Here is a 22,360-nt window from a genome sequence, read left to right on the forward strand (position 1 = left end):
AAAATGATTATTCTGCTTTATTTTTAAGGATCATCAGGAGATCGTAAGCTCCTTTTTGTACCAGTCTTTTATTTTTTAACGATTCAGATTTGAGAATTTCCGTAAATCCGTTATCTGAAATTCCTGTGATTACGGGGATCATTTTATACCGGTGATTTCCAAGGTCTTCAAAGATATAGTTCTTATTTTCAAATGATACTATAGATTCGCCGGGTAAGCCGGTCGTATTTCTACCACTAATGCTTACTTCTGCATTGATGTACATTCCGCGCACAAACTCTGTGCTGGATGCGGACAATTTGGCTATAGCTACCGATGATCCTCCATTTTCGATATTGGGAACAAGGCTTATAATTTTGGCAGGATATTTCTGGTCCGGGTTCTGATTATTATACACCAGGATCTCCTGCCCGGTTTTTATATCATTTACGTCATTTTCAAATACTTTTAATTCCAATAACAGACCAGCAGGATCAATCAGTTCAAATAAGGTATCGGAAGGATTGATATACTGACCATTATTAACCCATATTTTACTTACAAAACCGCTAAAAGGGGCATAAATGCTTATTCTGCTTTTAATATTTCCAGAATTTAGTCCTTTCGCATTGATGCCTATGATCCTGAGTTTTTCTTCCAGTCCCTTCAATGTAGCGTTCAGTGTGGAATAATCCGCCTGGGCGGTCTGTAATGTTTTGTCACTACTGGCTTTGCTGGTGTTGAGGTCTTTTTGCCTGTTGAAGTTCAATCTTGCTGATTCAAGCTGGGCCTTTGTAACGAGATAATCCTGCTGAAGCTGTATGAACTGAGGATCTTCTACTACAGCCAGTACCTGTCCTTTTCTGAAATGACTCCCGTTAATAACATTGATCGATTTTATATGTCCTCCCATAATACTGGAAAGAGAACTGATATGAGACGGAGCTATGTCTGCTTTTCCGTTCAGCCGTACCGTTTTTTCCATGATCCTGTTTTGAATACCTGTCAAGGTAAGCCCTGTAATTTTGATCTGCTGATCACTTAACTGAACGGTATTCTGGTTTTTTGATGCCAGTTTTTTATTTTCATAGACTGTGGTTTCCTCTTTCTTTCCCGAACATGAGGTTAAAAATAAGGCTGCAACAATGATGTATAATGATGATTTTCTGAAATACATGATATTATTATTTTGAAATTAAGAAATTAAGCTCAGCCCCCGTTTGATTGAGTCGATCTAAATTTTCGATATAATCAACCTTTATTTTAACAGCCTGATTGGTTAAAATAACCCAATTGAGGAAATCGATCTCTCCTGCTTCCATTTGTTTTTGGGCTGCTTTAAGAATCGTTTCAGCTTTGGGCAGTTGCTTCTGTTCGTAATTTTGTATGATCGCAAGCTGGTTAGCGTAGGTATTGGCCAGCTGTTCATACCTGTTTTTCAGTTCGGTTTCTTTTCTTTGGTATTGATTTTCTGCAATGGCCACTTTTGCTTTTGTTGCTTTTGCCAGTGCTCGCTGTCCTTTTGTAAATAGAGGGATCCCAACACCGACCTGAACGGAATTGAAGCGGTTGTTATTGATATTCTTCATGCTCTGATTAGTGTATCCTACAAGAAGATCCGGAAGGAGTTTGCTTTGTTCTAAACGGGCTTCTGCTTCATTCACCTTGATTTGCTGATTCAGATACTGGAGCTGCGGATGATTTCTTAAGACATCCCCCGGAATCTGAAAGTCAACATTCAGGACGGGTTGATCAGTAAGCGGCTGATATCTTTTTTCCGACTGAAGCAATACCTGAAGCTGAAGCTGTGCAATATTGAGGTCGTTTTCAAGAATATTCAGCTGCACTGCGGCCTGTTCCCTTTGAATTTCGGCCGTTGACTCCTCGAGAATATTGGCTTCTCCTTTTTTCAAACGTAAACTTGCTTTGTCGGCAAAGCCATTGTACAGCTCACTGATGTAATCCAGCACTTTTTTCTTTTCCTTTAGAATAATAATTCTGTAAAAAACTTCTGAAACTTCTTTAGTCAGTTGGGCTTTGGTGAGCTGCTGATTCATAAGACCTGAAGCCCATTCCGCATCCAGCAATTGTTTTCTTCTGGAATAAACAGTCGGAAAACTAATGCGTTGGGATACGGAAAACGAATTATCGGTTTCGATTCCCTGTATCTGGCCGATACCTGCTGTCACTTCCAGTTGAGGAATGTCGAGATAGCTTGATTTTAGTTTTTCCTGATAGGCTGAAATGAGTCTGGAATTCTTATAGTTTCCGTTTTGCCGGAAGGCAACTTCCAATGCCTGATCCAGTGTAATGTTTTCCTGTGCCTGAATGCTTCCGAAAGAAATGAACAACAGGAATATGGTTAGTTTTTTAAAGTTTCTTTTTTTTGAGAATTTCATTTTATTTTTATTGATTCGTTCAAATAAGACATACAAAATAGGCAGGACAAATAAGGTTAACAGCGTAGCAAGCATTAAGCCTCCTATAACCACGGTAGCAAGAGGTCTCTGTACTTCTGCCCCTGCACCACTGCTTAACGCCATAGGAAGAAAGCCCAGCGAAGCGACAAAAGCAGTCATCAGTACGGGACGAAGCCGGATTCTTGTGCCCATTAAAACAATTCTGCTGAGATTGGTTATTCCATTATTTTTTAATCGGTTGAATTCTGATATCAAAACAATTCCATTAAGTACCGCAACACCAAATAATGCAATAAATCCTACTCCTGCACTGATGCTGAAAGGCATTCCCCTGAGGGCCAGAAAATAAACTCCACCAATGGCTGATAGCGGAATTGCGGTGTAGATCAGCAAACTGTGTTTTACGGAACCAAATGCGAAGAAAAGAAGCAAAAAGATCATTACCAATGAAATAGGAACAGCGACACCTAATCTTGCTTTAGCTTCATTTAAGTTTTCAAAGGCTCCACCATAAGAGATGGTATAACCTGAAGAGAGTTTCAATTCTTTATCGGTCTTTTGCTGAAGTTCCTCCACGATACTTTGAACATCTCTTCCACGGACATTAAATCCGACAACAATTCTTCTTTTGGTATCTTCCCTCTGGATTTGGTTGGGACTGCTTTTCAATTCTATGCTGGCCAGCTGGTGTAAAGGAATCTGCTCACCAGAAGCAGTCGGAACCAGAAGATTTTGAATACTTGTTATATCTTTTTTATGCTCATTGTCCATTCTTACCACGACATCAAATTTTCTTTCACCTTCATACAAGGCCCCGGCAGTTTGTCCGGCAAAAGCCATATTGATCACCCTATTGATTTCCATTACGGAAATATGGTAACGCGAGAGCTCGGCACGGTTATAACCGATAACTACCTGTGGCGCCCCGACAACAGGCTCCAGATAAAGATCTTGTGCACCTTTTACTGTATTGATAATCCCACCCAGTTTTTTGGCATATGCAGCAAGGCTGTCCAGATCTTCTCCATAAATTTTACACACCACATCCTGTCTTGCTCCGGTCATTAATTCATTAAAGCGCATTTGTACCGGGAACTGAAAACCTGTTTTGAGCCCGGGAATAACCTGCAATGCTTTGCTCATCTTTTCGGATAATTCCGGGAATGATCGTGCAGACGACCATTCTTTTTTAGGCTTCAGAACAATGATCATATCACCCGCATCCATTGGCATCGGCTCTGTGGGAATTTCGGCACTTCCGATTTTAGTGACTACCTTTTGCACCTCTGGAAACTGTTTTAAAAGAATGTGCGCCGCCTGGGTGGTTGCCTTTTTCGTTTCATTAATATTACTTCCCTGCAGGATATGCATTTCTACAGCAAAATCACCTTCCTCCAATGATGGAATAAACTCTCCTCCCATCCGGGAAAGGGTGAAAACAGCTCCTGCGAAAAGGAGAAGTACTGTGATAATAATGGTTTTTCTGTACTTCAATGCTTTTATCAGAAGCTTTTGATGCCCGGTTTCTACCCTGGTCATCACCTTGTCTGAAATATTGTCTTTGGTCTTTTTCTTTTTGCTAAGAACCAGGGAACTCATCATTGGAATATAAGTAAGGGAAAGCAGGAAGGCCCCGATCAATGCAAACGCGACAGTCTGAGCCATGGGTTTGAACATTTTACCTTCAATCCCTTGTAATGTGAAAATAGGAAGGTATACGATCAGGATAATAATCTGCCCGAAAACTGCACTATTTACCATCTTGGTAGCGGAATCTGAAACCTGTGTATCCATTTCTTTTTTGCTGAGGATATGATCTTTCCCGAAATGTTTTTTATGAGCAAGCTGATGCAATACAGCTTCTACGATAATAACAGCCCCATCAACGATAAGTCCGAAATCAAGAGCACCGAGGCTCATGAGGTTTCCTCCGACTCCAAAAAGGTTCATCATGATTATGGCAAAAAGCATTGCCAGTGGAATTACAGAAGCGACAAGCAGACCGGCACGGAAGTTTCCTAAAAAGAGAACAAGAATGAAAACAACAATCAGGGCTCCTTCCATCAGATTGGTTTTTACGGTACTGATAGTATTGTTAACCATTTTCGCACGATCCAGGAAAGGCTCAATAACAACACCTTCCGGTAAGGTTTCCTGAATTTTTTCCAGACGCTGTTTAATATTACCAATCACTTCGTTGGCATTTTCTCCTTTAAGCATCAGTACAATAGCTCCCGAGACCTCTCCTGTGTCATTATAGGTCATTGCTCCATACCGTGTGGCATATCCCGTTTTTACTTCCGCCACATCCCTGATAAGAACAGGAATCCCCTCTCCTGTTGCTGATACTTCGATATTACCTATATCTTCAGTACTTCCCAGAAGACCCTCTGTCCTAATGAATAATACAGTCTCCTTCTTTTCGATATAAGCCCCGCCGGTATTTTGATTATTCCGCTCCAGGGCATCAAAAACGTCATTGATGGTAATATCAAATGCTTGTAATTTATTGGGATTGATAGCAATCTCATATTGTTTCAGTTTTCCTCCAAAGCTGCTGACATCCGCAACTCCTTTTGTTCCCAGAAGCTGGCGGCGGATAATCCAATCCTGGATGGTTCTCAGTTCGGTCTCATCGTAGATGTTCTCGTAGCCTTTTTTTGCCCGCACCACATATTGGAATATTTCACCTAATCCACTGGAGATAGGTCCCAATTCCGGTTTTCCGATTCCTTCCGGTATATTATCCTGGACTATCTGCAGACGTTCCTGAACCTGTTGTCTTGCCCAATATACATCGGTATTATCATTAAATACCACCGTAACAAGGGATAAGCCGAACCGTGAAAAACTTCGGAGCTCTGTTATGCCATTGATGTTACTGGTAGCCTGTTCAATGGGAAAGGTCACCAGCCGTTCGATATCAGCTGCTCCATATGAGGGTGCGACAGTGATAATCTGTACCTGATTATTGGTAATATCAGGCTGGGCATCAATTGGAAGCTTTGTTGTTTCATAGATTCCAAGAAGAATCAGCCCCATTGTAAAAAGGGCAATAATGAGTTTATTCTTTACAGAAAACTCAATAATTTTATTTAACATGAAAAATTAATTAATTGATAGATAACAAGATTAAGCTGCTCTAAAAAGTATTTTAAAGCATAGTTATTGTGCAGAGATTAATTAAGAATAGCGTGGAGGCTGGAAAATCCTGGAAAGATAGAGTCCGGAAAAATCTTTTTCCTGATAAAAAGTGTTTTTTTGCTGAACCGGAAATTCTTTTATTTTTTCAATATGAAATAGGGTTTCCGGAAGTTGTGCATATACCATAAGCACAACAGGAGGATTGATGAAGGGCAGTTTCTGATCGGTATCCCAATCCTGGTCTTTTTTATGATTATCATAATGTTCTACCAGAAATTCTACACAATTGCCGTCATATTCAATCAGATGTTCTATAAAGACCGGAGCCTTCAATACTTCCGCCATATTTGTTGTCGCAAATACGTAAGTCATAGAACAAAATATAGAAATCCATTTCAGCATAGGTGACAAAGATAAGGTTTTTTGGTCTTTTTTACGTGAATTAATTGTTAAAAAATACTTTATTCATGCATGTTTTACTCTTTTTACTAAAGTTTGATTAATACGATAACAATCAAAGTTAGAGTTTTATAACCTTATGTTTTTTGAGATGATAATTTTTGATTTTTAATATTTTACATTTTTTTGCTGCTGTACCTGAATCATCCGTTTTTTGGTATTTAGGTATTATTGCAATTGTTTTCTTTACCCTACTAAAATTAGACTGAAGCTCTTCTTAATGGATAAGATAAAGTTAAGGACCGCTTTGGGGAAATGTTTTACATTGTATATTTGTAATTCAATTAAAAAATTGATGACCCATCCTAAAGAGATATTACAGCAACATCTGTCACAATTTGTTTCTCTCAATGAAGAGCAACTGGATTATGTATTTTCGCATTTCACCCTGATCAGTCTGAAAAAAGGACAGATGCTTTTGTCGGAAGGAAATCCTGTAGATCACGAATATTTTGTCCTGGAGGGTTGCCTTAAGGCGTTTTATCTAAATGATGCCATGAAGATGTTTATTTTACAATTTGCAATGCCAAATTGGTGGGTTTCCGATTATAATGCACTGTACAGTCATCAGAAGGCAACCATAAATATTGATTGCATTACCCATGCAACCGTATTGGCCATATCCAATAAAAACAGAGAAAAGATATGCAGCGAAATTCATGAAATGGAGCATTTTTTCAGGTGGAGAACCAATAAAGGCTATGTTGCAGTACAGAAACGCCTTCTTTCACTAATGAATAACGATGCTAAGTTCAGATACGAAGAACTTTTATCAATGTATCCTCAATTGTATAATCTTGTCCCTAAACATCTTATAGCTGCTTATCTCGGTGTTTCCAGAGAAACCTTAAGCCGTTTGTATCAACCCTGATCTCTTAATTTACTCATTGCTTTTCAGTAAAATTAAATTGTGACCCAGGTCACGTAACTTTTTAACGTCCCCTTCTGAACTTTGTGTCAACATTTAAACATAGAAAAAATGAATACACAAAATTTTAAAGTAGACCATGAAAAAAGTACAATAGAATGGACCGGAAGAAAAATAACCGGTGCTCATAATGGGACCATCGGAATCAAAGAGGGTTCATTTACTTTTAAAGACAACCAACTATCTTCAGGAACATTTATTATAGATACCCGTTCTATAAAAATTCTTGATATCAAAGATGCTGAGACCAACGCTCAGTTTGCAGGTCATTTAGCTTCCGATGATTTCTTTAATTCGGATCAGTTTCCGGAATCTACCTTTGAAATCAGGCATGCAGAGCCTGGTGATGATCATCTGTACTATGTAAACGGAGATCTTACGATTAAGGGAATCACCCATCCTATTGATACTGTACTAAAAATCGAGAACAATCCAAACTCAGCAACTATTCAAAGTAAAATTGTTCTTGATCGTACTAAGTATAATATGAAATTCAGATCAGGTAATTTCTTCACGGATTTAGGGGATACCTTGATATACAACAATTTTGACCTTACCATTAATCTGGTTGCTGAATCAGTTGAAAATAATTAATAACCTTAAAAATTTACAATCATGCCTTATATAAAAATAGAAGTTCTGCGTGACGGAGTTACAAGAGAACAAAAACAACTTTTAATAAAAGGAGTAACAGAACTGGTAATTTCAGTTTTGAATAAAGATCCACATCTTACCCATGTGGTGATTGATGAAATAGAAGATGATAACTGGGGATATGCCGGAGAGCACGTATCTGCGTTGAAAGAACAGGGATTTTCCACCGATAAAAAATAGAAAAATGGAGAAACAAACGGTCATCATAACAGGTGCATCCTCAGGAATCGGATTGGAGATCGCCAGGTATTTTCTGGAAAAAGGAAGTAATGTAGTTATTAATTCAAGAACAGAATCTAAATTGCAGGAGGTTTTTAATGAATTGGGAGGTGGAGATCATTTGGCAATGATTGCAGGGGATGTTGCCGACAAAGCTATTGGTGAATTACTTGTAAAAACAGCTATTGAGCGATTTGGTTCAGCAGATGTTCTGGTCAATAATGCAGGAATTTATGAAAACAAACCATTTCTTGAAGTAACAGAAGATCATCTGGACAGGTTTTTAAGAACAAACCTTAAAGGGACCTTTTTTACTACACAGTCGGTTATTCCTCAGATGCAGAAGCAGAGAAATGGAGTTATTATTAATATAGGTTCTCCATTGGTATATCACGCCATGGCAGGGTCTCCTTCTACGGCTCCGATATCGAGTAAGGGTGCGATCCATGCTTTAACACATCAGCTTGCCGTCGAGTTCGGAAAAGATAATATCAGAGTAAATACCGTTGCTGCCGGGCTGATCAGAACCCCTATGCACGATGAAAATATCGATCAGGCAGCAGGAATTCATCTACTGAACCGTATCGGTGAACCGGAAGAAGTTGCACAAATGGTTTACAGTATTGCCTGCAACAAGCTGATCACAGGAGCGATAATCAATGTGGATGGCGGCATGGGAGCCGGCCATTACCTATAATGAAAATTGTATTACTAATAGCATGGTTGCTGTGTATTCCACTAAGCAGCCATGCTCAAAAAATCAACACTATGAAAAATAGTACAGAAGAAACCGCTATAAGAACCGCACTTGAGCAATATTACTTCAAAGGCATTTTTGAAGGGAATACAACACTTTTGAAGGAAGTCTTCTTCAAAGACGCCCTTCTATTCGGAGATATAAAAGGAGTAGCGTATTACAAAACCGCGGAACAATACATCGAAGGTGTAGGCAATCGGGTCAGCCCGGAAAAGGCAGGGGCACCATTTCATCCGGAGATTATTTCCATCGACGTGATCAATTCTATTGCCTCAGTAAAGCTCAATGTGAAGATGTACGATTATAATTACTATAATTTTATTACTTTCCATAAAATAAACGGGAAATGGCTGATCGTAAACAAAACCCTTACGGATGTTGAATAATTGGTAACCCAATCAAATCACTTATTATGTGGAATACAAACAGAATTACAGATTTACTTGGAATTGAATACCCTATCTGGCAGGGACCTTTCGGAGGAGGTTTATCTACAGTAGAACTCACTTCACGGGTAAGCAATAAGGGTGGATTAGGTGGTTTTGGAGCATATACCCTTAGTCCGCAGGAAATTTATGAGGTGGATCAGAAAATAAGATCTCAAACGGCTCAACCCTATAATCTTAATCTTTGGGTTTCCGATACAGATTTTGTAAGTGCGGAAGACAATGAAAAAAGCTATAAAGAAACTGTGGAGGCTTTTAGACCTTATTTTGACCGGCTGGAAATAGATGTTCCCGCTCTTCCACCCTCTTTTGAATCCAGGTTTCAGAATCAGCTGCAGACGGTTTTGGATATTAAACCAAAGGTTTTCAGCTTTATGTTTGGGTTGCTGGATCCAACTGTTGTAGAGGAATGCCATAAAAGAGGAATTCTTTTGGCGGGAAACGCAACGACATTGGACGAAGCGATAGCTCTGGAGAATATTGGAGTAGATATTATTGTTGCTTCAGGGTTTGAAAGCGGCGGCCACAGACCTTCATTTTTGGATAAGGCTGAATACTCAACTATGGGCACATTCGTTCTTGTCCAGTTGATAAAAGATAGGATTAAAATACCGGTCATTGCTGCCGGTGGAATTGCTAATGGGACGGGAATTGCAGCTGCGCTTACATTAGGAGCGGAAGGAGTTCAAATCGGAACTGCGTTTCTGGCTTGTGAGGAATCCGGTGCTTTGCCTGTTCATATAGAGGCTCTTTTTTCAGAGTCGTCAAAAAACACGAGGCTGTCAAGAGCTTATACCGGACGTTTAGGCAGAGGAATAACCAATGAAATTTTAAAGGATTTTTCAGAAAAACCGATTTCCCACTTACCTTTTCCATTACAAACTACTTTTATGTCATCTTTGCGTAAGGCCGCTCTGGAACAAGGGAAAAATGAAATGTTATTTTTCTGGGGTGGGCAGATCGCACCGGTTCTTAAGCATAAAAGCGTAACGGTATTGATGGATAGTTTAATTACTGAAGCCTCAAAAATACTTCCTGAATGATAGTTTCCTTAGGCAACTTAGATCTAAGAATTTGAGCACAAAGACGCTATAGTTTTATAGAATTCTATATGCCGGTTTTAGCAAGTTAATACATTTTGGAACTAAAATAAGCCGGGTTTTAACCCGGCTTTAACACTAATTTAGAAATAAATAATCTACGATATAAGATGATCGTATTGGATTAAAAGGAACCAAAAAATATATATAATTTCTTTGTGTTTTTACTGTCCTGTTGTAGAACTTTGAAATTTTGATTCCTTTTTGCATTATTTATAAGAATGATATGATGTCAGGTCATATGCTAAAGAAAGCATAAGTCCCCGGTTGTATATTTTAATTTTATCTTTTTTAGCATTGCCGTTTGCTGAACTGTTGGCATTCTGAAAAAGATCTGTAAAACCATGTGTGTATCTTAGACCTACCGACCATCTGTCTTTTAGTTGGTAGTCCAGACCGATATTCATTCCAAAATCAAATTTCTGAAGATAATAGCTTTTGCTTTCATCATTGGCCGCATCTCCGAAAATGCTTTTATCCCGGAAAACGTTACCATTTTCATCTTTTCGTTTTGTATTGGCTGCTGCTAAAACACTTACATACGGCCCCGCATAGAATTTAAATCCGGACAGGCGGTATTTCATGTTCACAGGAATAATATCAATATAAGAACTGTTGATCACTGAGTTATAAGTTTTGTCAGAACTATCCTTATAGGAGACACCTACCCTTCTTTGGCTGAAAATCAATTCATGGGTAAGTTCTATATTTTTGCTTATCCGGGTGTTAACAAATACGCCTGCATGGAAGCCCGGTTTGAATTTTGTGTCTGGATTTGCAAAAATAAAATCCCTCTCTTTGCCGTAAAAATTATAAGAATTAATACCCGCTTTCACACCCCAGCTTACTTTGTTTGTGTTTGATTCTATGGAATCTGTTTTTAACGTATCAGAATTCTGTTGAGCATATATAAAATGTCCTTCAAGTATTATGATCAGTATAAAAAATATTTTTTTCATTGTTTTTAATTATAAATTAATATCCCATATTCCGGCAGCTCTTTCAAGTTCCACCAATGCAACGGCATAGTTGTAAAGTGTTCCGTAATAATCGTGCTGTACATCATTATAGGTACGTTGTGCATTCAGGACTTCCAGTAAGGAAGACTGACCTCTCTTATAGCTGTATATTTTGCCTTCAAGGATAGCTTTAGCTTCTGTAAGCAAACCGGATTTAAACTGATTCACCTGCTTTTGAGCTGCGATATAGGTGTAATATGCCTGGGTAACTTCGGTTTGAATCTGGAGCTCAGTTTGTTTATAGGTTGTTTCTGCCTGTAAGGTACCATATTGTGCTGCTTTCAGATCTCCCGATCTGTTGTTTGAAAATTTCAGGGGAACACTGATTCCTGCATTTACAGTAGTCATTGCAGGTGTGGGAGCGATGGTATTTCTCACGTAAGAAGCATTATTAACACCAAATGACAGTCCCAGGTCAATCGCGCGGTCAGCCTTAGCTTGCTTAAGCAGACTTTGAGAAACGGTTTTGTTTTGCAGGGCTGCTTTTAAATCTGCCCTGTTGTTTTGGGCTTCAATAACCAGATCCGATAAGGAAAATTGACGTTCAAACCCTGAAAAATCGCCCTGAGGATACCATAAAGAATCACTTTTAGCTTTTCCCGACAAAAGTGAAAGGTTAGCTAATGAAGCTTTCCATTCTGCTTCTGCAGAAAATACATCGTTCAGCATAGTACCTGCTTCCAGCTTTGATTGCCGGGCATCTACCTGGGTGATCACACCTAATTTAAAACGGATACTGTCGGATTCCGCCAGTTTTTTCATCTGCAGATAAGAATTGGATTCTACATCCAGCACGATCCTGTTCTGGATAGCAGAGAGATACGCCAGTGTAGCATCTGCCCGGAGATTACGGAAATAATCATCCAGAAGAAGACGGCTAAGCTGTGCCTGATTTCGAGCAACTTCTATGCGGGCTTTTCTTTTGCCCCCCATTTCCAATGTCCAGCTTACTTCAGAGTTAAAACCATAGCCCATCTTCATTCTTCTTTGTCCGTTATCAAACCATCCGAAGCCTAATTGTGGATCCGGAAAAATCCGGGCGGTTTGTATCGCGGCATCGGCAATATTGATATTGAATTTTTCTGCAGAATATGCCAGATTGTTTTTTCCGACCAGATTGATATAGGTCATATAATCAATTGGTATTTTAGCGAATGCAGTATCAATCTTCTGGGCCTTTATATTAAAGGCTGAAACGAGGAATATTATGATAAAAAGCTGTGTATATTTTTTTATTGTGATCATTTTAATCTTCTTTTGGTACATTAAAATTCTTTCCCCATTTATTTTCTATCAGATAGTAAAGTGCAGGAAGTGCAAACAGGGTAATGATGGTAGAAAACAGGAGTCCATACACAATTACAGTGGCCAGAGGTCTTTGTACATCAGAGCCAATACCTGTAGCCAATGAGGCAGGAAATAACCCCAATATGGCGACAGTAGCGGTCATCAGAACCGGACGGAAACGATGGAAAGCTCCTTCTGTTACTGCTTTTTTCAGGTCGTACCCTTTCTTACGCAGGTCATTGATGTGGGAGATCATGATTACCCCGTTTTGTATGGCGACTCCAAACAAAGCAATAAAACCAACTGCTGATGAAATATTCAGGGTCATACCCCGAAGATTGAGAGCAAGCATTCCTCCGAAAAGAGCCAGCGGAACTATACTGATTAAAAGCCCGGCCTGACGGAATGACTGGAAAGCTCCATACAACAAAATAAACATAATGGAAAGCGCGAGGGGAACAATAACAGAAAGCCTTCCGTAGGCACGGTTCTGGTTTTCAAACTGGCCACCCCATTTGATGCTGTATTTTTCGTGATCATATTTTACATTTTTTTCGATGGCATTTTCTGCTTGTGATAAAAATGACGTTAAATCGGTACCACGAAGGTTAAGGCGTACGGTGAGATGACGCTTGTTCATTTCACGTGCGATCATACTTTCCCCTGTATTCAACTGTATATCTGCAACCTGGGATAGTGGGATTTTCGCCCCGGATTCATTGGTAAGCATCAGGCTACCTATTTTTTCCGGCGTATTTCTGCTGGTTTCGTTATACCTCGTAATAATATCGTATACTTTGATTCCCTGATATACTTTTGAAACAGCTTTTCCCCCGATCGCTACTTCTATAAGATCTGAAACATCAGATACATTGAGTCCATATTGGGCGATTTTTTCGCGATCTACCTTTATCTGTAACTGGGGCAACGGAGGCTCCTGATCTATAGCAAGGTCCACGGCTCCTTTTACCTTTTTTAAAGTAGCCATTACTTCTTCTGCTATTCGTCTTGTTTCTTTAAAATCATTTCCATATACCTTAACAACGAGTTCACTATGGGCTCCGGAAATTTTGTCCATTACGCCATCGATCATCGGTTGGGTGAAAGCAATATTGTATCCCGGCATAGTTGCGTATTCTGCTTCAAGTTCTTTGATAAGATCCGCTTTACTTCTTCCCCATTTCCATTCGCTATACGGTTTTAGTCCTACACTCACCTCAAAATGGGAAGGTGTCCAGGCGTCAGTTCCGTCGTCATTTCTTCCAGCCTGTACCATTACATACGTTACTTCTTTGTGCTTAAGAGTACGCGCCCGGAGCGTATCACTCATTTCTCTTGATTTTTCTACTGTAATGCCTGGTGGTAAAGAAACCTGAAGCCATATTGATCCTTCATCCAGCGGAGGTAAAAAGTCTTTTCCTACCAGGGCTGTTAAAACGCCTGTCGTCAGCAGGATAGCAATCAATGGAATAAATATCCGTTTAGGACGGCTCATGATCTTTTGAACTCTGTTATGATATGCCGTCCCTATTTTCTCAAGCCAGCGGTTGTGATAAATCTTCCGTGGTTTCCGGTAGATGACAAAAGCCAGTCCCGGAATGAGGAATAATGCAACAGCAAGTGCACCAAGCAATGCGTAACCTACTGTAAATGCCATTGGTGTAAATAATTTCTTTTCTACTCTTTCAAAAGCAAACAATGGCAAATAAGCGGTAATGATAATGATGGTGGCAAAGAATATGGGTTTGGCTACTTCTTTTACTTTTTGAGTAATGGTTTTTTCTTCCAGTTCCTCTTCAGGATGATCTTCCCGTTTCTTTAAAATCGTTTCAAGCATTACAATAGCGCCATCTACAATAATCCCGAAATCGATAGCCCCAAGGGATAAAAGGTTAGCCGGAATATTGGTGAAATGCATTAATATAAATGCAATAAGCAAAGACAGGGGAATGGTAATGGCCACAAGCAGGGCACCGCGCCAGCTTCCAAGGAATACAATCAATACGATGATAACCAAAGTCATTCCTTCAAGTAAAGTTTTAGATACGGTATGTAATGTATTATCAACAAGATTGGTTCGGTCTAATACAACATGGATCTGAACACCTTTTGGAAGGATGTTTTTATTAAGATCATCAACAGCATCATTTACTCCTTTTAATACGACAGATGGATTTTCTCCTTTAAGCAACAGAACAATACCTTCTATGTTGTCCGGGTAATTAACACCCCGCTGATCTGAGTAGCCTAGCGCTCCTTTACGTTCAAGGTTCCCATATTTTATTTTGCCAATGTCATTCATGTATATAGGAGAGCCATTAACTGATTTTACGACAACCCTGCCCATGTCTTCGAGAGATTTAACCAGGCCGATTCCACGGATAACGTAAGACTGGTCTCCCCTGTTCATAACACTTCCACCTGAGTTGGCATTGTTGGCCTCAAGCTTTTCTGCCACCTCTTTAAGGCTAATATTGTATTGTTCCAGTTTTACCGGATCGAGTTCTACCTGAAACTGGGTGGTAATCCCACCAAAATTGGTAACGTCTGCCACTCCTGAAACCTGTTTTATTTTCGGGATGATTACAAAATTCTGAAGATCAGTAAGCTCACGTAGATCATGGGTTTTACTCTCAATGATATAGCGGTAAATCTCTCCTGTTGGAGAGGTGAGCGGATCCAGCCCAGGAGTTACTCCATACGGAAGTTCGAGGTCCCCCAGCCTTTCTTTAATTCTGGTCCTTGCCCAGTAATCATCAACCCCGTCATTGAAAACAATGGTTACCATGGATAATCCGAAGGTACTTTTGCTTCGCATGACATGCATTCCTGGGAGCCCATTTATTGCCTGTTCAATAGGTATGGTAATTTGCTGCTCAATTTCCTCGGCAGCTAAACCGGGTACCTGAGTAACAACCTGGGAAGTAACATCCCCGATATCGGGATAAGCTTCTATAGAAAGTTGTTTCCATGAATAATATCCGAAAAGAGCAAGCAGTGCAAACAATGCCAGTATCAGCCATCGTTTAGCAATGATATTGTTTAATATGTTTTTCATTGGGTTCCTTATTTAGCATCCAGAAGATAGAAAGCTCCTTCACTGATGATCGTTTCGCCAGGTTTCAGCCCGTTGAGGATCTGTATTTTATCATTTTCCGTAATTCCTGTTTCTACATACCTTTTTACATATTGGTTACGAGAGGTCTGTACCAGCACATAATTTTTATCATTGAACTGAAGGACAGCCTTAGCAGGAACAAAAACTTTTTTCTCCACGGTGTTAATGAACTTTACATTCACAAACATCCCGGGTTTTAAAAGACGGTCATCATTTTCACACTCCACCAGGACTTCCACACTTCGGGTTTCTTCATTGACAATTTCATTGATATGATAAATTTTTCCCATAATTTTTTTATCCGGTAATGCGCTGATATTGACTTCCACCGAGGTTAAATTTTGCAGAAAACGAATGTCCTTTTCTTTTACCTGTCCTGCTATCCATACTTTGGAAAGCTCTGCAATTACGGCAATTGGCGGAGCATCTTCTTTCAGGTATTGTCCCATAACAATATTATTCGTTACCACTTCTCCTTGTATTGGAGATACAACGACAAGAGGAGTATTCGGCGACATATTTTTACCATTTTTAAAAATTTGCAAAGCTCCGGATGCGTTGTCGAGTGCTGTTTTCTTAATCTGGAATTCTGTGGCAGCTTCTTCCGTTTCACGCCGGATACCCACGCCGTGGTGTAATAAATCCTGTTGACGCTTAAGGTTCAGTTCGGCCTGACGGTATTCCTGCTGGGCGTCACGGTATTCTTTTTGTGCAGCGAGATAGTCTCTGGAACTTATTGAAAATAAAGGCGATCCGGAATTTACCTTCTGCCCTAGTTTAATGTATGATTTCAATATCCTTCCGGCAAATGGTGAGGCAACTTCTGCATAGGTATTGGGAATCGCTTTAACCGTTCCTACGGTAAGTAAATTGGGATTATATTCCTCTTCCTGTACTTTATGCAAAACAAGTTTGGAAAGTATCGGAGTATTTTTCTGCAAAATGATCGTATCTCCTTTTGTGATATACGGTGCTGTGTTTTCAGACTGTTCTTTCTTATTATTACAGGAATAAAGAAAGATTGATGCAGTTGTCAGCCATAACATTGCGGACATATTGCTTTTCAATCGTGCTGATTTAATAGTCATTACGTTTATAGTTTTAATTGTTTTTTTGAAATTGGATCGATAAATACTTGAAAAGGAATTCTTTTTCTTACAACCAGGTATTGAATTTTCTGATAAACCAGTTTTTCACCCATTGAGTGAGCAGGCAATAACAAGTGAGTATACCTAACAGCCATGGGAAATAGCTTAATGGTAAAGGCTGCATTTTTAAAGCTGCTGCAAATGGTGAGAAAGGTATAGCAATCCCTATAATCATGATTAAAGTTGTTAAGGCAACTACCGGAGCGGTGGCCCAGCTTTGTATGAAAGGAATTTTCCTTGTACGGATCATATGAATGATAAGGGTCTGCGAAAGTAAACCTTCAATGAACCATCCGCTTTGAAACAGGGTCTGATGTTCTGGTGTATTGGCTTTGAACACAAAATACATCACGGCAAATGTGGCGAAATCGAAAATAGAGCTTATAGGTCCTATAAAGAACATAAATTTAGCCACTCCGCCTGCATCCCATTTTTTTGGTGTTTCAAGGAATTCTTCATCCATTCTGTCCCAGGGAATAGAAATCTGAGAGATATCGTACAATAAATTCTGGATCAGCAAATGAACAGGCAGCATAGGAAGGAAAGGCAGAAATGCACTCGCTCCCAGCATACTGAACATATTCCCAAAATTACTGCTCGCAGTCATTTTAATATATTTGATAATATTCCCAAAGGTTCTTCGTCCGTAGATCACCCCTTTTCTGAGAACCATAAGGTCTTTTTCAAGAAGGATAATATCTGCGCTTTCTTTTGCCACATCCACTGCCGTATCTACACTGATCCCTACATCCGACTCTTTAAGTGCCGCTGCATCATTAATTCCATCTCCCATAAAGCCCACCGTATGTCCCTGATCGCGTAAAATTCTTACAACCCTTACTTTTTGTAAAGGATTTAGTTTGGCAAATACAGAAACAGAATCCATTCGCTCTGCCAGAACTTCGTCTGATATTTCATCCAGATCCCTTCCGTTGATAATATGGTGAACCGGAATTCCTACATCTTTGCAAATTTTCCGGGTTACAATTTCATTATCACCGGTGAGTACTTTTACCCCAACACCCAATTTATGTAAGGCTTCTATTGCCGGCTGAGCTGATGGCTTGGCAGGATCAAGAAAACCGATGAATCCGGTAAGGGTAAGGTCTTTTTCACTTTCCAATGTATAAGTAAGCGGATGAGAGGCATCAAATTCCCTGATGGCAACAAGGATCACCCGGAGTCCTTCCTCATTCATTTTTTTTGAAGTTTTCAGCACGATCTTACGCATGGCGTCGTCCATGGGAACGGCTTTATCATTTTCAATATGAATATTCCTGTTATCTCCCGGATCGAAAGTTTTACTGCATAGTTCCAGCATTTCTTCTACGGCTCCTTTGCAGATAAGGAGATGGTTTCCGTTGTGCATTTTAAGGATAACAGACATTCTGCGGCGCTGAAAATCAAATGGTATTTCATCTACCTTCAGGTATTGTTCTTCCACTTTTAAATAATCGTGAAGCTCAACATGCTCAAGAACAGCTTTGTCTAAAAGATTCTTTAGTCCTGTCTGGTGATAGCTGTTCAGATATGCCCACTTCAATACTTCGTCATCCTCTATTCCATGGACATTAAGGTGTTTTTCAAGGACAATTTTATCCAAAGTAAGGGTTCCGGTTTTATCTGTACACAGGATATCCATAGCACCGATATTCTGGATGGAATTCAGGCGCTTTACAATCACTTTACGTTTGCTCATGTTTACAGCTCCTTTCGCCAGGTTAGCTGTAACGATCATCGGAAGCATTTCCGGAGTTAATCCCACGGCAACGGCAATAGCAAACAACAGTGCCTCCAGCCAGTTTCCCTTTATAAGTCCGTTGACCAAAAAAATCACGGGAACCATAACCAGCATAAAACGGATCAATAGAAAGCTCACTTTATTGATTCCTTTATCAAAACTGGTTTCAGGACGCTCTCCAGTGATGGATTTACTGATGCTACCAAAATAGGTATAGCCTCCGGTCACCACAATAACTGCCGTCGCTGAGCCGCTTACCACATTGGTTCCCATAAAGCACAGGTTATTAAGTTCTATGACCTGTTTAGTTTCTGCATCGCGGATCGGAAGATGGTTCTTTTCGACAGGTAATGCTTCGCCTGTAAGCATACTTTCGCTGACGAACAAATCTTTACTCTGTACAATCCTGCAATCTGCAGGAATCATATCTCCGGCAGACAGATAAATAATATCGCCCGGAACAAGCTCGCTGATGGGTATTTCCTGTTTAGATTGAAATTTCCTGAGTACAGTAGCCGTTGTTTTTACCATGCTTTTCAGCTTTTCAGCAGCAGCATTGCTCCTGTATTCCTGCACGAAACGCAATAGCGTACTGACCAGGATCATAACCGAAACCACGATTACCGTCTTAAAGTCACGTTCTTCTGCGGGAGGGAGCCATACATCAATGATAAAGGATACTGCAGCAATAGCCAGCAGAATATAGATGAAAGGGTTGGCAAAAGCTTTTAACAGCTGGATGTACCATTTGGGAGCTTTCTGATGTTGAATTTCATTGTGTCCGAACCTGGCTTTACGTTCATCAGCCGTTATCTTTGTTATACCTTCTTCACTGGTTTCCAGCATAGCATATACAAATTTATCATCCTGGCTGGATGCATTTTGCAGCTTGGTAATGGTTCCGATATTCATTCCGTCTGAATTGATTACAGAATGAAATGGGTTTTTAATTTTTTCTTTTAGTTTTATCATGACTCATGGTATTAATGAGTTAAAAAGGAACAGAATATCCTGCATCACAGGATGGATGCGTGTTTAGTAGATCATTACCCGAAAAGGTAATTTTGGTTAAAGAGAGAGATTATAATTCCGACTGGGTACCTATAATCTCCCAACTGACCTTATGTACTTTTTCCTCTATGGTAAGACGGCTTGCCGTACGTTCTATAAGGCTGTCCTGAGGCGTTGCGGTAACGATTACAGCGGTGATGATAACATTATCATCCACATCATCGCTTGACAGGGATTTCAGTAACAATTTTTCATCATTTCCCAGCATCTGCATGAGCAGTACACGAATATGGTTTTCCACTTCGGCCGTACATTTTATTGTAAAAAGATAGTCTGTCTGTACATTGCCGGATTTTACGAAAGTGAATCTGTTTAGGTGAATACCTATAGGACGAAGGATAATGTGGGTGAACATAACGGTAACAGTAACTACCGCGGCTTCCATCTGAAGGCCCATTCCGCTAAGAGCACCTACAGCGGCAGAACACCATATGGTTGCAGCGGTATTCAACCCCTGTACATTGAGTCCGTCTTTCATGATAACTCCGGCACCGAGAAAGCCTATACCGCTTACAATATATGAAGCAATCCTTCCGGTGGCATCGCCACCGATTTTAATGGAAAGAAGAATGAAGGCTGTAGCACCCAGGGAAACCAGAGCATTGGTACGTAAACCCGCACTTTTCTGACGCCAATGTCTTTCGATACCGATGGCGGAACCTAATAACATTCCGCTTAAAAGTCTGATTGTAAATTCCAATAATCCCATGATTCCTCTTCTTTTATTTTGCTGGCACAAAGGTCTTTACAATCTGCCACAAACACGGTTAGAGAACCACTAGAAAAAAATTAGAATTTTATTAGAAATTTTATAAATGCGGGAGCTCTACCGTGAAGGTTGTCCCTTTGTTTTTTTGTGAAGATACGGTGATGCTGCCTTTATGCAGATCAACTATTTTTTTGGTAAGAGGGAGCCCTATTCCGTTTCCATCCGCAAATTCTTTATTTTCACCTCGATGGAAAGGAGCAAAAATAAAGTTCATATCTGTTTCTGAAATACCAATTCCAAGGTCTGAAAATGTAAGGATAATTTTTTCATTACTGAATATAATGGAGACTGTACTTTTATGGTCATCGGAGAATTTACATCCGTTTTCAAGGAGGTTTACAAATGCCACTTTTAAAAGATACTCATTTCCATTTACCGTAATCTGGTTTTCATCATCAATATCAGCTTTGAAATTGAGGTCAATCTTATAATCATAGTTATAATTCTGAACCTGCTGACGGGCATCCAGCAATATCTCATCGATCCTTACAGGTTTAAAGGAAATTTCCGTAGGATCATAACTTGCTTTGGCAAAATCCAGAAGACTGTTTGATAAACGGACCAGCTTTTTGGAGTCGTCTAATACATTGCTGATCACTGTTTTATATTCGTCATTGGTCCTCTCCTTATTAATGGAAAGTTCCAGTTCGGTAATGATTGCGGCCAGAGGGGTTCTCAGTTCATGGGAAATATTGGAAACAAAATTTTTCTGGGCATCAAAAGAGCTTTCCAGACGATTGAGCATGTCATTGAATGTATTGGCCAGTTCCGATAACTCATCCTTATTTCCTGTAGTTTCCAGTCTAAGATCGAGATTTGTTGCTGAAATATTCCGCGCTTTTTCCGTCATTTCATTTACGGGCTGAAACGCCTTTCTTGAGAAGATTCTTCCTGCCAGAAAAATGATAATGATTGAAAATATAAAAACAATGACAATCGTTTTCAATAAATTACTGACTTTGCTGTATCCATATTGGTCATACGCTGCCGCCGTAACCAGATATTTTTGTCCCTGGTACATATAAGTAACCCCAATCACCTGCCAGTTATCCTGATAAAACTGAATGTTTCCTTTGGAATTGATATCATCAAGCATTTTTGAGGTTTCCTTTACGAAATCAATATCCACTGCATCATGATATAAAAGCTGATGATCTGTATTATAAATAGCTACTTCAACCTCATTCAGGGTTTTACGGTTATTGTGATAGATTTCCTGGAGGGTATGTTTGTCTACTTTAGCATTCAGGAACAGATTGGCTTTGGTGTAAGCTTCTTTTTTTAAAAGCGCATAAAATTCGGTTTCCCTGCTTTGGCTTGCGGAAAAATAGATTACAAAAGCAAATACCAGCAAAATAGTTGCTGTAATAATGGTGAATAATATGGTAAGCCTGGTTTTGATTTGCATCACTCCAATTTAAGAATAAATCCCATACCGGATTTGGTATGGATGAGTTTCTGATCAAAATCTTTATCTATTTTCTTACGAAGGTAATTGATATAAACATCGATAAAATTAGTTCCCGTATCAAAATGGGTATCCCATACTTTTTCGGCAATTTCTACTCTTGACAGCACTCTTTCCGGGTTGTGCAGCATGTATTCGAGCAGTTTGAATTCTTTCGGAGTGAGGTTGATATCTTTTGTATTCCTTTTAACGATCTTGGTATGAAGGTTCATTTCCAGGTCAGCGTAACGCAGGATAAATCCCGAATTCTGAGCAGCTTTGTTGTTGCGTTTCAGTAAAGCTCTTATTCTTACCAGTAATTCCCTCATTTCAAACGGTTTTACAAGATAGTCGTCTGCACCGGCATCAAAACCCTCTACCTTATCGTCTGTTGTTCCCAATGCGGTAAGCATAATGATCGCAAGGTCAGGCTTGATCAGGCGTACTTCCCGGCAAAGGTCGATTCCATCCATTTTAGGAAGAACGATATCCGTTATCACAAGATCGTAATCATTCTGTAAGGCTAATTTCTTTCCGGACAACCCGTCATAAGCCAGAGTTACCGTAAATCCCTGTTCTTCCAGACCTCTTTGGGTAAGCTGGGCAACTCTCTGATCGTCTTCTATGATTAGGATATTCATGGATACAAAGATA

General features: G+C 39.7%; 17 protein-coding genes. 6 read left to right on the forward strand and 11 right to left on the reverse strand.

What is annotated here, in order from left to right:
- Window positions 1-7: 7 nt before the first annotated feature.
- From AAEU33_RS14795 to AAEU33_RS14805, 3 genes are all read right to left on the reverse strand, one after another.
- Complete coding sequence (locus tag AAEU33_RS14795; RefSeq protein WP_345988404.1) at window positions 8-1,156, reverse strand: efflux RND transporter periplasmic adaptor subunit; 1,149 nt, start codon at window positions 1,154-1,156, stop codon at window positions 8-10.
- 7 nt (window positions 1,157-1,163) lie between these two features.
- The gene (locus AAEU33_RS14800) at window positions 1,164-5,501 is read right to left on the reverse strand and encodes a CusA/CzcA family heavy metal efflux RND transporter (RefSeq protein WP_345988406.1); all 4,338 of its coding nucleotides are present in this window, start codon (window positions 5,499-5,501) and stop codon (window positions 1,164-1,166) included.
- Window positions 5,502-5,582: 81 nt separating this feature from the next.
- On the reverse strand, window positions 5,583-5,915 hold the full coding sequence (locus tag AAEU33_RS14805) for a hypothetical protein (RefSeq protein ID WP_345988408.1): 333 nt from the start codon (window positions 5,913-5,915) through the stop codon (window positions 5,583-5,585).
- A gap of 307 nt (window positions 5,916-6,222) precedes the next feature.
- On the opposite strand from AAEU33_RS14805, the gene AAEU33_RS14810 reads away from it, so the two are divergent.
- The 6 genes from AAEU33_RS14810 to AAEU33_RS14835 all read left to right on the forward strand — a co-directional run bounded on the left by AAEU33_RS14810 (window position 6,223) and on the right by AAEU33_RS14835 (window position 10,049).
- Window positions 6,223-6,873 carry a Crp/Fnr family transcriptional regulator gene (locus AAEU33_RS14810; RefSeq protein ID WP_345988410.1) on the forward strand — a complete coding sequence of 217 codons (651 nt, stop codon included), beginning with the start codon at window positions 6,223-6,225 and terminating at the stop codon, window positions 6,871-6,873.
- Window positions 6,874-6,981: 108 nt separating this feature from the next.
- Window positions 6,982-7,524: a YceI family protein gene (locus tag AAEU33_RS14815; RefSeq protein WP_345988412.1), complete on the forward strand. Its 543-nt coding sequence runs from the start codon at window positions 6,982-6,984 to the stop codon at window positions 7,522-7,524.
- A 21-nt stretch (window positions 7,525-7,545) separates the two neighbouring features.
- On the forward strand, window positions 7,546-7,764 hold the full coding sequence (locus AAEU33_RS14820) for a 4-oxalocrotonate tautomerase family protein (RefSeq protein WP_345988414.1): 219 nt from the start codon (window positions 7,546-7,548) through the stop codon (window positions 7,762-7,764).
- Between the two features lie 4 nt (window positions 7,765-7,768).
- Window positions 7,769-8,500: an SDR family oxidoreductase gene (locus AAEU33_RS14825; RefSeq protein ID WP_345988416.1), complete on the forward strand. Its 732-nt coding sequence runs from the start codon at window positions 7,769-7,771 to the stop codon at window positions 8,498-8,500.
- 71 nt (window positions 8,501-8,571) lie between these two features.
- Window positions 8,572-8,946, forward strand: a complete 375-nt coding sequence (locus AAEU33_RS14830; RefSeq protein WP_228457024.1) for a nuclear transport factor 2 family protein — start codon at window positions 8,572-8,574, stop codon at window positions 8,944-8,946.
- A gap of 26 nt (window positions 8,947-8,972) precedes the next feature.
- On the forward strand, window positions 8,973-10,049 hold the full coding sequence (locus tag AAEU33_RS14835; RefSeq protein WP_345988418.1) for a nitronate monooxygenase: 1,077 nt from the start codon (window positions 8,973-8,975) through the stop codon (window positions 10,047-10,049).
- Between the two features lie 266 nt (window positions 10,050-10,315).
- On the opposite strand, the gene AAEU33_RS14840 is transcribed toward AAEU33_RS14835, so the two are convergent.
- The 8 genes from AAEU33_RS14840 to AAEU33_RS14875 all read right to left on the reverse strand — a co-directional run bounded on the left by AAEU33_RS14840 (window position 10,316) and on the right by AAEU33_RS14875 (window position 22,347).
- Complete coding sequence (locus AAEU33_RS14840) at window positions 10,316-11,065, reverse strand: porin family protein (RefSeq protein ID WP_345988420.1); 750 nt, start codon at window positions 11,063-11,065, stop codon at window positions 10,316-10,318.
- Window positions 11,066-11,074: 9 nt separating this feature from the next.
- Window positions 11,075-12,370, reverse strand: a complete 1,296-nt coding sequence (locus AAEU33_RS14845) for a TolC family protein (RefSeq protein ID WP_345988423.1) — start codon at window positions 12,368-12,370, stop codon at window positions 11,075-11,077.
- Between the two features lies 1 nt (window position 12,371).
- Window positions 12,372-15,470 carry a CusA/CzcA family heavy metal efflux RND transporter gene (locus AAEU33_RS14850; RefSeq protein WP_345988425.1) on the reverse strand — a complete coding sequence of 1,033 codons (3,099 nt, stop codon included), beginning with the start codon at window positions 15,468-15,470 and terminating at the stop codon, window positions 12,372-12,374.
- Between the two features lie 8 nt (window positions 15,471-15,478).
- Window positions 15,479-16,618, reverse strand: coding sequence for an efflux RND transporter periplasmic adaptor subunit (locus AAEU33_RS14855; protein WP_345988427.1), 1,140 nt, complete (start codon window positions 16,616-16,618; stop codon window positions 15,479-15,481).
- 67 nt (window positions 16,619-16,685) lie between these two features.
- Window positions 16,686-19,391, reverse strand: coding sequence for a magnesium-translocating P-type ATPase (mgtA, locus tag AAEU33_RS14860; RefSeq protein WP_345988429.1), 2,706 nt, complete (start codon window positions 19,389-19,391; stop codon window positions 16,686-16,688).
- 109 nt (window positions 19,392-19,500) lie between these two features.
- Window positions 19,501-20,199: an MgtC/SapB family protein gene (locus AAEU33_RS14865; protein ID WP_273648014.1), complete on the reverse strand. Its 699-nt coding sequence runs from the start codon at window positions 20,197-20,199 to the stop codon at window positions 19,501-19,503.
- A gap of 100 nt (window positions 20,200-20,299) precedes the next feature.
- Window positions 20,300-21,667: a HAMP domain-containing sensor histidine kinase gene (locus AAEU33_RS14870; RefSeq protein WP_345988431.1), complete on the reverse strand. Its 1,368-nt coding sequence runs from the start codon at window positions 21,665-21,667 to the stop codon at window positions 20,300-20,302.
- On the reverse strand, window positions 21,667-22,347 hold the full coding sequence (locus tag AAEU33_RS14875; protein WP_172282743.1) for a response regulator transcription factor: 681 nt from the start codon (window positions 22,345-22,347) through the stop codon (window positions 21,667-21,669). The genes AAEU33_RS14870 and AAEU33_RS14875 overlap by 1 nt, the downstream gene beginning before the upstream one ends.
- Window positions 22,348-22,360: the final 13 nt, after the last annotated feature.

This window comes from Chryseobacterium sp. Chry.R1 (assembly GCF_039645525.1).
GTDB lineage: Bacteria > Bacteroidota > Bacteroidia > Flavobacteriales > Weeksellaceae > Chryseobacterium > Chryseobacterium proteolyticum.